This is a genomic window from Vreelandella nigrificans (genome assembly GCF_002374315.1).
In the GTDB taxonomy this organism is placed as follows: domain Bacteria; phylum Pseudomonadota; class Gammaproteobacteria; order Pseudomonadales; family Halomonadaceae; genus Vreelandella; species Vreelandella nigrificans.
Genome location: NZ_NWUX01000015.1, coordinates 1 through 12,784, shown reverse-complemented (window position 1 = coordinate 12,784; position 12,784 = coordinate 1). Strand labels below are relative to the sequence as shown.

General features: G+C 54.8%; 9 protein-coding genes. 4 read left to right on the top strand and 5 right to left on the bottom strand.

Features of this window, described 5'->3' with window-relative positions:
* Nucleotides 1-2: 2 nt before the first annotated feature.
* The 5 genes from CPA45_RS15195 to fabF form a co-directional block, all read right to left on the bottom strand.
* Nucleotides 3-1,442, bottom strand: a complete 1,440-nt coding sequence (locus CPA45_RS15195) for an ATP-binding protein (protein WP_096652894.1) — start codon at nucleotides 1,440-1,442, stop codon at nucleotides 3-5.
* Nucleotides 1,442-4,540, bottom strand: a complete 3,099-nt coding sequence (locus CPA45_RS15190) for an efflux RND transporter permease subunit (RefSeq protein ID WP_096652893.1) — start codon at nucleotides 4,538-4,540, stop codon at nucleotides 1,442-1,444. Before CPA45_RS15190 ends, CPA45_RS15195 begins: the two co-directional genes overlap by 1 nt.
* Nucleotides 4,537-5,736: an efflux RND transporter periplasmic adaptor subunit gene (locus tag CPA45_RS15185; protein WP_096652892.1), complete on the bottom strand. Its 1,200-nt coding sequence runs from the start codon at nucleotides 5,734-5,736 to the stop codon at nucleotides 4,537-4,539. The genes CPA45_RS15190 and CPA45_RS15185 overlap by 4 nt, the downstream gene beginning before the upstream one ends.
* A 235-nt stretch (nucleotides 5,737-5,971) precedes the next feature.
* Nucleotides 5,972-6,775, bottom strand: coding sequence for a helix-turn-helix domain-containing protein (locus CPA45_RS15180; protein WP_096652891.1), 804 nt, complete (start codon nucleotides 6,773-6,775; stop codon nucleotides 5,972-5,974).
* A gap of 91 nt (nucleotides 6,776-6,866) precedes the next feature.
* Nucleotides 6,867-8,141 (bottom strand): beta-ketoacyl-ACP synthase II, encoded by a 1,275-nt coding sequence (gene fabF, locus CPA45_RS15175; protein ID WP_096652890.1) that lies wholly within the window; start codon nucleotides 8,139-8,141, stop codon nucleotides 6,867-6,869.
* Nucleotides 8,142-8,222: 81 nt separating this feature from the next.
* Between fabF and CPA45_RS15170 the strand changes: the two genes are divergently transcribed.
* The 4 genes from CPA45_RS15170 to CPA45_RS15155 all read left to right on the top strand — a co-directional run bounded on the left by CPA45_RS15170 (nucleotide 8,223) and on the right by CPA45_RS15155 (nucleotide 12,617).
* Nucleotides 8,223-8,864, top strand: a complete 642-nt coding sequence (locus CPA45_RS15170; protein ID WP_096652889.1) for a TetR/AcrR family transcriptional regulator — start codon at nucleotides 8,223-8,225, stop codon at nucleotides 8,862-8,864.
* 209 nt (nucleotides 8,865-9,073) lie between these two features.
* A complete protein-coding gene (locus CPA45_RS15165) occupies nucleotides 9,074-10,537 on the top strand; it encodes an alanine/glycine:cation symporter family protein (RefSeq protein ID WP_096652888.1) in 1,464 nt (487 codons plus the stop codon).
* A gap of 95 nt (nucleotides 10,538-10,632) precedes the next feature.
* A complete protein-coding gene (locus tag CPA45_RS15160) occupies nucleotides 10,633-11,649 on the top strand; it encodes an asparaginase domain-containing protein (protein WP_096652887.1) in 1,017 nt (338 codons plus the stop codon).
* A 356-nt stretch (nucleotides 11,650-12,005) separates the two neighbouring features.
* Nucleotides 12,006-12,617 (top strand): TetR/AcrR family transcriptional regulator, encoded by a 612-nt coding sequence (locus CPA45_RS15155; RefSeq protein WP_096653060.1) that lies wholly within the window; start codon nucleotides 12,006-12,008, stop codon nucleotides 12,615-12,617.
* Nucleotides 12,618-12,784 lie beyond the last annotated feature (167 nt).

The window sequence follows — 12,784 nt, the reverse complement described above, 5'->3', positions numbered from 1 at the left end:
AGTCAGCTCGCTAAATAGTTAACAGGAGTAAGTAGAGGGAAGCGTAGTGTCCACTTTAGGCCGCCAAGCGCCGAAGCACTGGCCTCTAGCGTTCCGCCATGGGCGTTGACCAATGCGCTGGCAATGGAAAGCCCTAAACCACTACCGCCGCTAGCGCGGTTACGTGAGCCCTCTACACGGTAAAGGCGTTCGGTTAGCCTGTGAAGTTCGCTGCCAGGGACTCCCGGTGAGCTATCTTGCCATACGATAACAGCATGCTGATGCTGAATGTTTAGTGTTACCTGCAGCTCGCCGGGTGCCTGCGTGTAGGCACAGCTGTTGTCGAGTAGGTTGTTCCAAAGCTGACGCAGGCGCTGGGCATCACCACGAACCATAACATTGGGGCTGATTTGGGTAATCAGTGCTAACCCACTCTCCTCAAGCCAGCGGTCAGCATCGCTTAAACGGCTACTGAGGCTATCGCTCAGGTTCATCGGCGCTAGCTGAATGTCCAGGGCGCCAGCATCGCTTTGTGAAAGCAGTCGTAGGTCATTGACCAAGCGCTCTAACTGGGCGACTTCCTGGGCCAGTGATGTAAGGTTTTCCTGGTTTAATGGGCGAATACCGTCCTGCATTGCTTCAATTTCGCCACGTAGCACCGCCAGCGGCGTGCGCAGCTCATGAGCGGTATCGGAAACCCAGCGCGCTCGGGCATCGCGGCTAGCTTCCAAGGTGGCCGCTAGTACGTTGAAGTCCCGTGCCAAGCGGGAAAGTTCATCACGGCCACGTTCAGGCAAACGGGTGTGGTAATCGCCTTCGGTAAGCAACAGGGTAGCCATTGCCAGCGCTCGGGTACGTCTGCCTAGCCACCAGGAAAGCCCCCCAGCTAACAGCAAAGATGCCAGCACCAACGATGCCACAATGACCACTAGATTGCGCTGTTGACGCTCTAGAAAGCGGCTCTCCATTCGCTCCATCATGTGGTGGGGGGGCCGAAAGCCCAGTGAGCCAATGGCTTGTTTGCTGCCGTTTTCTGTTATGTCGCTATACAGCGTTAGCCAGCGCCAGTCGCTTGGGCCTTGACGGCTGTTGCTGGGCTGAATGACATAGTCACCATGACTATCACGCAGGGCGAAATCCCGTGCTTCGCCCAGGGGAGACGGCCGGTCACGGTGCTCTTGGCCAAGCTCAAAGCGGACAATAAATGGCCAGCGTTCAGGGGATTGCGCTAGCCACTCCCAACTGCCCTGAGTTTCCCAGCGGGTAATCAGTCCGTCTGCCAGCAGCGTGGCCCGCCGCTCCTGGGCTTGGTTAAGGTAATCAACGAAGCCTCGGTCGATGCTGTAGGAAACGGCCAGAAACATGCTCGCTGCAATCACAACATTAACGCTTAAAATGGCCACAAATAGCTTGAAACCCAACTGCGAGGGTCGCCATTGGCGTAGCGAGGCGAGCAGTGCCATTAGTTGGCTCCTTCTGGTAAGGGCGGGTGCGGCTTACTCAGTTGTTCGCGAAAATTCTCAAGACCCAGGTAGAGGCAGGGCACCAATACCAGCAGTATTACCGTGGCGAAAATCATGCCAAACCCTAACGAAATCGCCATAGGAATCATAAAGCGCGCCTGGCGGGAGGTTTCCAGAATCATCGGCGCAAGGCCTAAAAAGGTGGTGAGGGTCGTCATCATAATAGGTCGTAGACGCCTTGTGGCGGCAGCAACAATAGCTTCCCGCGGGGCCATGCCTTCGCGGCGTTTGCGGTTAGCGTAGTCGATTAACACCAGGGCATCGTTAATCACCACGCCAGAAAGCGCCAGCATGCCCAGTAGGCTGATGATGGAAAGCCCAAAGCCCATAATCATATGCCCTGCAACGGCACCCACAATGCCAAAGGGGATAGCGGCGAGTACCAACAGCGGCTGCAAATAGCTTCTAAAGGGTATCGCCAGCAAGGCATATAGCGCCGCTAGCATTAGCCACATAGCGGTGCGCAGGGTGGCTAGGTTGTCGGCGGTATCCTGCTGTCGCCCTCCCATGCTTACTTCAAGCCCCGGCCAAGTGTTGCTAAGCGTGGGGAAAACATCTTCCTGCAGGGTCGCCAGCACTTGGTTAATGGACTCATCGCCTTCAGAGTCGGCAGTTACCGTAATGATCCGGCGGCCATCCACGCGCTGAAGGCTACTTGAGGCTTTGCTAAGGGTGATGTCAGCTACCCGTGATAACGGTACGCTAAGCCCATCCGGGGTGCGTACGGGTAGACGATAGAGTTCGGTTAAGCTGTCGCGGTCTTGTTCTGGCAGGCGCACTTCGACGCTTATCTCGCGACGACCAATAAACTGTTCGACGGCGGTGGCACCCTGTAAGGGACCGCGCAGCGCCTGGGCAAGGTCGCTACCGGTTAAACCCAGCGCTCGCCCTTCGGCGGAAAGGCGCATTTCAAGCTGTGGCTTGCCATCCCCTAAGCCACTGTCGATATCGGTTAAACCATACTCTCCAAGTAGCTCCGCCAATCGTGTGGCGGCGGCCTCCAGTACTTGGGTGTTCGGATGAGAAAGGCGAAGGCTAAGCGCCGCGCCACTGCCAGGGCCACCAAAGTCAGACTCAAAGCGCACCGACTGTGCACCCACCAAGTCGCCGGTTAATTCACGCCACTCCCGGGCAATACGCGAGGGGGGCCACTCTTCTAAGCTTTCTCTGGCAATATCCAGGCGCACTGAAAGGCTTTCGCCATCCAGACGACTGCGGGAGCTGCTAAAACTTAGCGTCTCTTCTCGCTCGCTGAGATGCTCAGCCGCTGCCAGCAGCTGTTGGCTAAGCTCTCGACTGACGCTGATATGACTACCAATAGGTAGGGTAACGCTGGCTTGAACTTGGTCAGACTCTGCCCGTGGCATTAGCGAGAAGCCCAGTCGGCCGCTCATTGCCCAGGCCAGTGCGATGGAGAGTACCGCTACCCCCAGCGCTACAGTGAGCAGGCGCTGGTTAAGGGCGCGTTGCAGAAACGGCTCAAACTGCTGGTACGTAAAGTGGTGTAGCCCTCCTTGCATACGCTGACGAACTGCTTCAATCGGGCGCTGCCAAGCAGGCGTTTGGCGTGGCTTACGACTGTGGGCAAGGTGGGCGGGTAAAATAAACAGCGCTTCCACCCAGGAAATTAAGAACACGGTAATCACTACCACCGGTACGGTGGCAAAAATCAGCCCTAAAAAACCAGGTAAGAACAGCAGCGGTAAAAAGGCGACAATATTGGAAAGAATGGCAAAGGTCAGCGGAGTGGCGATTTCACGCGCGCCCTTCACTGCTGCATCGCGTAGCGAGTAGCCCTCTTCGCGGTAGCTGTAGATGTTTTCGCCCACCATAATGGCGTCATCCACGACGATCCCCAGGGCGATAATAAAGGCAAACATCGACATCATATTGAGCGATACGCCAATCCAGGGCAGGAATAACATGGCGCCTAAAAACGCGGTGGGTATCCCCAGTGTTACCCAAAATGCCAGCCGTGCTTCCAAAAACAGCGCCATCAGGATCATCACCAGCGCCAGCCCCATCCAAGCGTTTTTGAGCAGTAGGCTAAGGCGATCTTCGTACACTTCTGAACTGTCTCGGGCAACATCCAGGCTGACACCATCCGGTAGGTTGGCGCGCAGTCTTTCAAGTTCACCATAAACGGCATTGGAAATACTGGTGGGGGTTTGGTTGCCGATTTGGTAAATATCCACCGAAAGCCCACGCTGACCGTTATAAAACTCCTCTCGGTCGGTTTCAGCAAAACCCTCGCTGACCCTGGCGATATCACCCAGTACCACCTGAGAGCCCTGGGCCGTCGTAAGGATGGGCAGCTCGGCGAACTCAGATGCACTGTTACGCCGTCCTTGGTAGCGAATCAGCCATTCGCCCTCAGCAGTAGTGAGCTGGCCACTGGCCAAGTCCAGCGCTTCTGCGGCAATGCGGTTAGCAAGCTGTTGATGGTCTAGCCCGTAGCGCTCAATGGCTTCGTCATTGAGGTGAACCTGGATTTCGCGATCACGGTTGCCGGAAAGTTCAGCGCGTGAAATACCACTGGTCGCCTGTAGTTCGGCACGTACGTCTTCGGCGGCATCGTGTAGTGCTGCCAAGCTGACTGAGCCGTAAACCTGTAGGCTAACCACACTGCGCGAGCGGCCTGCCAGGGTAAAGCGCGGTGGATCGGCGGCATTAGGCAGGGTGGTAATAGCGTTAACAGCCTGCTGAATATCCTGATAGGCGCGCATCACTTCGACACCATCAGTGAGCGTCGCCCTCAGTACGGCACTACCCTCGCTGGCGGTGGCGATTAATTCTTCGATACCTTCTACATTGGCAATAGCGGCTTCCACTGGCAGCAGCAGGCTCTGCTCAATGTCTTCTGGAGTTGCGCCAGGGTAGCTAATAGTGACCTGGACAATTTCAGTCTCAAACTCAGGAAAGACCTCCTTTTTAATAGCTAGAGACGCGAGCAATCCACCGACGATAAACAGCACCATCAGTAGGTTAGGCGCCACACCGTGGTCGACCATCCAAGCTAGCGGCCCGCGGCGGCTCATAGCGTCTCTCCATCACGGGCGGGGGTATCGCCTCGCTGGCGCAGTCGCACCTGTTGGCCTACCCGGGGTTGGGCAAGGCCGGCAATGACGATGCGTTGGCCTGCTTCCAAGCCGCTGCGTACCAGTGCTTGCTCTTGGCCTCGGTAGGCCAGGGTAACAGCGGTGTTGCGTAAACGGTCTTCGTCATCCACCCACCATACCTGCTCGCCGGGCCGTAGCGCGGCAGAGGGAAGGGCAATCAGCGATTCATTGGCGGTGGTGTGGTAGGTAATACGCATTACATCGCCCAGCCGCAGAGCAGGGCCGCTACTCTCCAGTGCCAGAGGGTCATCCACTGCTATCAACAACTGTGCTTGTAAGCCGTTTTCTTCTAGGTTGGGCAGTATCGAGACCAAGCTACCATCCCGAGTGGCCCCTTCCGGCCAACCTTGGCTGGTAAGCGAGACGCGGTCACCAGGCTCAAGCCACGCTAAGGTATCTCCCGGCAGCGAGGCGCGCACCCAAAACTGCTCAACGCCTACCAGGCTAAGCACTTCTGTGCCTTGGCTTAGCAGGCTACCGGCGCCGACTAAGCGGTCTTGAACCATGGCTTTCCAGGGGGCTTTTAAAGTGGCTCGCTCCAGGTTCAGCGCCGCTTGGTCGCGTACCACTCGGGCCTGGGTAAGTTGGGCCTGGGCTTGGCGCAGCTGTGGTTCGCGTAGTACTAGAGCTTGCCGCTCCGCGGAGAGCTGGCGGCCAAAAGACTCATATTCGCTGCGGGCGCGCTGCTGTTCCGCCTGCTCTAGAGCAAGCAGCGCTTGGGCGTTGGCCAATTGAGCTTCTGCATCTTCAAGTGCTAGCCGTAGGTCCGCTTGGTCGATATAGACCAGTGGTGCATCCTGCTCTACCACCTGGCCTGGAAATACCCCTTGCCCAAAACGCTCGAGCTGGCCTGCAACGCGGCTGGCCAACATGGTGGCCTTTTCGGCTTCGACTCGCCCAAAGCCGGTTAGTATCGGCGCCTGAAGGCGCTCCTCTACAGTGATGACATCAACAACCGGCGGGGGTGTTGGCGGAGGTGGGCGCCGTTCAATGCGGGGTGGCTGGCTAATAATCCACCAAGCCAGCATTAAGCCACCGGCAAACACCAACAGCGCTGCCAGAGCACCGAAACGAATGCGGCCTTGTTGATGTGAAGAACTGCGAGAAAGGGTCATTACCGCGCGTCATCCGTTGGCTAGGGGCGAAAATTCCAGGCAAGTAGGCATACCATGCTAGCATCCATGATTCCTAAGCAGCGATTAGGTAAACAATGTGCAAATAGCGTGCAATACGCTGTCTGAGTGCTTGAAAATCAGTTCTATGTAGCATGATGTGCAACATCGTTAGCCACTATCAGCAACAGCTATGTTTAACCTCCCACTCATCCCTGTTTATCGTTGTCTATCCAGTTTAGTGGCGAGCACGGAAGTGATACTCGTCGGCAGCCACGTCGTTTTGGGTTGCCGCTATCAGAGCGTCATCAAGTGAAGGGTCATCCAGTGGGATTAAGCCACACTGTGTCAGTGCCTTGCGGAGGCTTATCCGTTCATCCAGGCGCTGGTACACCACCCGTACGCAGCAGGGCATGCGCTCGCTGTTATCTGCTACGCCCATTTTTAAGCCGGTTAAGCGCGTCACCTGGCTCTGAAAGCTCGGGAACAGGATCGTCTGGGTGATTTCATGACCGTTGAGCGTTTCGTGATCGACCAAGAATAGTCGGTCCGCAAGCTTAACTGCAGTGCCCACATAGCGGTTGTGGCATGGACGGCCGCCGGGAGTGGTTTGCATCCGCTCGGTGCGCTGATAGACGACGCCGCCTTCGCGCGCTTCCAGGCACACCAAGGTGCGCATTAACTGCCCTGGCCGCGACATGGAGTGGTAAAGCTCAAAGTAGCGGCCAATATAGCGCTCCATGCCTTCACTGCCGCGTTGTACCAGCGCATTGGGCCAGGGTAGCGTTGCTGGGCTCGCTTCCGTATTCAGCTGGCCTGTTTGTACCAGAGCACGAAAATCGTGGTGGGGCAGGGCGATATCTTCAGCGGCTACGCCAAAAAAGTGGCAAATGCGTTGAAGCGCCGCATGGCTAGGGTGGTAGCGACCACTCAGGTAGCGGTTAAACTGGGCGCGGTTGATTGATAAACGCCGACAAACGTCAGCAATAGATGGGTAGTAGCTACAAAGCAGGCGCAGGTTGGCTACAAAATCGTCATGCATGGGATGACTCTAATTCTCTTAGGGGGCTCGTTGCTGCCTAATGTGATGCCTCGCGCCCCATAGTGCAACGGCCACGTGCAGGGCCGTTGTGTTAATCAAGTTCAATACTGCTAACGATAAGCGCTGCATTGACGCCACCAAAACCGAACCCATTACACAATACATGCTTAGTAGTGTGCTGCTGACGAGTCGCCGTGACAAAGGTTAAATCCTGCATGTCATCATCGCACTGCTCGAGATTGATGGTGGGTGGCAGTTGCTGAGCATTGATTGCCAATACAGAAAAAATACTCTCTATACCCCCCGCCGCACCTAATAGATGGCCTGTGGCGGCTTTCGTTGCTGAAATAGGGATGGTGGGCAGGCGTTCACCGAATACATTACGCAACGAAGCAATTTCAGCTCGGTCGCCAACGGGTGTAGAAGTGGCATGGGCATTGATATGATCAATAGCATCAGTGGTAAGGTTTGCCATACCTAGCGCCGATTGAATCGCTGCTGCTGCACCGGCCCCATCTTTTGGGCCTGCTGTTAGATGGTAGGCATCCGCACTGGTGCCGTAGCCGCTAATAACAGCTAACGGCGTTGCCCCACGCGCGAGCGCATGGTCAAGCGTTTCGATCACCATAACCCCAGCGCCTTCTCCCATCACAAAACCGTTACGGGCTTTATCAAAGGGCCTGGATGCACGTTCCGGGGCGTCTACTTCCGTTGAAACGGCCTTTAGGGCGTTAAAGCTGGCGAGTGAAAGTGGGTCAATACACGCCTCAGCACCGCCGACGAGGGCAACATCGGCTTCTCCATTGCGTATGATGCGCATACCGTCGCCAATTGCCTGCAGACCCGCCGCGCAAGCCGTTACCGGACACCCCAGAGGGCCTTGAAAGCCATAACGAATGGACAGATTGCCCGCAGCCAAATTGGCCAGAAAAGCGGGTACTGTGAAGGGAGAGATTTTGCGGTAACCGCGCTCTGCCAGGGTTTTTTGGGCTTGAGTAATGGTCGGGAAGCCGCCAATACCAGAGCCAATAATGGTGGCTGTGCGGCGTTTTTGGGCCTGTTCAACGGGGAACCAGTTGGCCTGTGACAGTGCCTCTTGAGCTGCCGCTAACGCGTAGAGGCTGAACAAGTCCATTTTGCGCTGTTCTTTGGGGTCAGCTATCTCATCCAGGTCGATACCGCCGGTGGGGTCATGGCGAATACTTGGCACCACTCCGGCAATTTTGATCGGGATACTGCTTGTGTCAAAGCGGTCAATAGTGCTGATTCCAGACAGACCGTCAACCAGCCGCTGCCAACTTGTGTTGACGCTGTTGCCTAGCGGGCTGACCATACCCATGCCGGTAATCACGATAGGTGAGTGCATAGTGCCTCCTGAGTTATTGATATGCTCACCCTAGCAATAGGCAATATATGATCAAGATAATATTTAGCTGACGAGGTAGATATGCCTTATCCCAAGAGCCATAAATCGAAAACCAAAGAGCGCATTTTGGCTTCGGCTACGGAGCTATTCAGCCGCAATGGGTTTCATAAGGTATCGATTGGTCAGATCATGAAGCTAGCGAAGATGACGCATGGTGCCTTTTATGCACATTTTGCTTCAAAAGAGGCCCTTTACCATGAGTCTATCCAGCTGACCATTGATAACAGTCGGGCGGCTAGACTGGTAAAAGGCCCGCTTTCGTTACAACACCTAACCGAATTGGTCGCTAACTACTGCAATCTCCAAGAGCTGGAAGCTAAACATCAGCCAGGGCCTGAAGCAGTACTGTTCAACGAAATAGGCAGTGAAAAAGCAGAAATCCGTACCCTGTTTGAAGCGTCATATATGAGTATGAAAAAGATGCTTGAAACCCGGTTGATAGCGCTGAGTAAGTTAAAACAACTTCCCTTTGCCAATGACCGCAAAGCAATTGCTGATAAATCCCGCGTCATATTGGCATCCCTGGTAGGGGCCGTCGCCATTGCCAAAAGCCTGCCAGGAGAGGCGGAACGAAAGCAGGTGTTGATAGCAACACAGCGCCAGATATTACTGATGCTCGGGGTCAGCGAAACTGAGGTAGAGCGTATGTTGCAAGCACAATAGTTCGGCCACCTACTTAAAGACTCCCTGACTGATGCACTTTGGTGCACTCGCTGATGCAGTGAGTGCACATAACTGCACCGATGCGCCAAATTTAATTCTGCCCACCACTTGGTACAACGTTCTCCGCACGATGCGATTTCAAAAAGCGCGATATCAAAACGACGCGAATTAAAAACATAACGCTAATACAGAAACGCGGAGAGAGTCACATGCTCGATATGCTTAATGAGCTCCTTTGGGGCAAGGTACTGCTAGTGCTGCTGGTGGGCGTGGGGGTTGGTTTTACCATCGCTTCCCGCTTTGTGCAGTTTCGCTATTTTGGTGAAATGTTTCGTATCCTCGGCTCGGGGCAAGCGTTTAAGCGCAATAAGCACGGTCACTTAAGCTCGTTTCAGGCACTGGTCTTATCGGTGGCCGGACGTGTAGGTGGCGGTAACATCGCTGGTGTTGCGGTTGCGATCACCTTGGGTGGCCCAGGGGCGATTTTCTGGATGTGGTTGGTTGGCTTAATGGGCATGGCTACCAGTTTCCTGGAGTGTACCCTGGCGCAAACCTATAAAAGAGCAGAAGGCGATGGCACCTATCGTGGTGGTCCTGCGTACTACATCGTTAAAGGGCTGGGTAAACAGTGGCGCTGGTTAGCGGCGTTCTACTCTGTTCTGCTGCTATTAACCTTCGGTTTTGCCTTTACCGCGTTGCAATCTTACGCAGTCGCGACCTCTTTCGGTGATGCTTTCGGCGTACCGGTGCTGTATAGCGGCATTGCCCTGGCCATGCTGGTTGGGCTGATTATCTTCGGTGGTATTAAGCGCATTGCACGCATTTCTGAGTTTTTGGTGCCCTTTATGGCGGTGAGCTATATCGCTATTGCACTGCTCGTTATTGCCATGAACATTACTGAAATTCCCAGTGTGATTACGCTAATCGTCAAAAGCGCCTTCGGCCTTGAGCCGCTCATTGGTGGCGGGATTGGCGCGGCCATTATGATGGGTTTGAAGCGTGGCTTGTTCTCTAACGAAGCAGGTTTGGGTAGTGCTCCCAACGTAGCCGCAGTTGCCTATGTGCCCCACCCCGCTAACCAGGGCATTGTGCAAGCGTTTTCGGTGTTTATTGATACCGTAATTATCTGTTCTGCCACCGCGTTTTTGATCCTGCTCAGCGGTGTTTACGACCCTGCCGCAGGTGCGGGCGTTGAGGGTATTGCGCTCACTCAGGCGGCACTGGCTGACCATGTAGGCGAGTGGGGCCGGACCTTTGTTAGCTTGGCACTGCTACTGTTTGCCTTCAGCACCATTCTTTACAACTACTACCTGGGCGAAAACAGCCTCAACTTCTTTAGCCGCGATAACCAGAATCTGTTTAACGCGTTCCGCGTCGCTATCGTATTGCTAGTGTGCTGGGGTGCGACCACTGATTTGGGTACTGTGTTTGGCTTTGCCGATGTCACTATGGGCTTGCTGGCGGTAGTGAACTTGGTTGCGCTGATTCTGCTGTTCAAATGCGGCCTGCGCATTCTTAAAGACTACGATGGTCAGCGTCGTCAGGGAATTAAACAGCCGATTTTCGATGCCAACCAGCACCCGGATCTCGACCTGGACCCGAAAGCTTGGGAGCTAGAGCCTAAAGAAGCCGAAGCATTAAAGCAGCGCCTGAGCAGTGCGCCTGCCAAGTAAGCTTTCACTAAGGATATGTTAATAAATACAGGCTAATAAGCCCGTGTTAATAAGTCCTTGTTAATCGGTCTGTATTAAATAGATAAGGAGTGGCCATGCCCCGCGTACTAATGCTCTATACCGGTGGTACCATCGGTATGCAGCCTTCACCACAGGGGTATGTGCCCTGCGCGGGGTTGGCCGAACGTCTAGCGGCGCATTTGGCGCTGGGCGATTCCGGCCGATTACCAGTGTTCGATGTGGTTGAAATGCAGCCGCTGATTGATAGCGCTGAGCTAATGCCGGAAGCCTGGAATCGCCTGGTGGCGCAGTTAGAAAGCCACTGGCAACGCTATGATGCTTTTGTGGTGCTCCACGGCACCGATACCATGGCCTGTAGCGCCGCAGCACTTTCGTTTATGCTCGGCGCACTGAACAAGCCGGTGATTTTCACCGGCTCTCAAATTCCACTGGGTGAGCCCCGCAGTGATGCGCTGAATAATGTTGTCAGCGCGCTGCAGTTAGCGGCGCATCCAGACACTCCTCGTGAAGTCAGCCTAGCGTTTCACGACCGGCTATTGCGCGGCAATCGAGCGCGTAAAGTGCGTACTCAAGGGTTAGACGCGTTTGACTCCCCCAACTTCCCCTGGTTAGGGGAGTTGGGTATTGGCATTACCCTAAACGTTGATTCAGCTCTTGCGGCAGGCACGCCCAACTTTGCACCTATCGACCTTGACCCTGAAGCGGTGGCACTGCTGCCGCTACACCCTGGGATGTCGCTGCGCCGCGCTAAGGCGCTATTAGCTGATGACAGCTTAAAGGGCTTGGTACTTTATAGTTATGGCGTTGGCAACCCACCCAGCTTTGAAGGCGAACTGCTAAGTGCCTTAACCGCTGCCAATGAGCGGGGCGTAGCGCTGCTTAATGTGACGCAGTGCGCGCAAGGTGATGTAGTGCAGGGGGCATATGCTACCGGTGCAGCGCTCAATCGAGCGGGCGTGGTTGCCGGAGCTGATATCACGCCTGAAGCTGCCGTAGCGAAACTCACCGTCTTGTTAGGTCGTGGCATGTGTGGCCTCGAACTGCGGCAAGCGCTAAACAGCGCCTTGCGGGGCGAGTGCAGCAGCCACTAGCCACCTACCTCAATGTGTGTGGAGCCTGAATACCCCTGACTGCTGACCGGCAGCCAGGGCTCTGCTCATGCTTCGTTAATGCTTCAAGCAATCGCCAGAAAGGAGCATTACTGAGTGTCATTCATGGGGCATGGGAGAAATGGTCGTAGGAGAAACGTTGATAGACGAAAACTCCAAGCCAATAGGCGTATTATGCTAGCATCTACGCTTCCTAAGCAGCGATTAGGTAAGTTGTGCGGTAAGTGCTTGAAGAGCGTGGGTCACGCTTGCTGAGTACGGCACTGCCTAAAAGCATTGGCGAATTACGCCTGCTCACTGCATCTGAAAATCACTAGACTACCGGTCTACGTCATATGATAAAAAACACCGCTACCCGCGATAAACTAATCGATGCTGGTGCTGCGCTCATTGCCCAACAGGGGTATAACGCTACGGGGATCAATGCCGTTTTAAAAAACTGCGGTGTTCCCAAAGGCTCGTTCTACCACTACTTTTCCAGCAAGGAAGAGTTTGGTTTAGCGGTGATTGAGCATTTTGCCAGCGATTATGATGACAACCTGGCGGCACTATTTGAAGACTCGTCACAGCCGCCCCTTGACCGGCTGCGCAGCTACTTTGCCGCTGGTCGCGAGCACATGTATGAGTGCGACCACTCTACCGGTTGTTTGATTGGCAATTTGGGCCAAGAGCTTGCCGGCCAGAGCGACACCTTTCGCGATGCGCTTAACTTAGTATTCCAACGCTGGGAAAAGCGCTTAGTGAGTTGCCTGAACGAGGCGCAAGCCCAGGGTGTCGTTCGCCCTGCCATTTCCTCAGAAGCCCTGGCGAGTTTTATTCTTTCCGGCTGGCAAGGTGCAATTCTACGCGCTAAAACGCTTAAATCAGTTGCCCCTATGGAACACTTTGAGGCGATTTTGTTTGAGCAGGTGTTAAAGGTTCCAACACTAGAGGCGGTTCGCACCGGGTGAGTTCTCATAGTACTGGTAGGTTAGCGGCAGTTAAGCAGGGCCACCTCAAAGCCTGACGGTGGCCCTGAACAGCTTTGCAACAGCACATACTGAACTGGTCTAATTGGAGCGGACACCCCGGTAAGCCTCATACTGGAGGCATTGGAGGTGTTCATGACCAAGAAAAC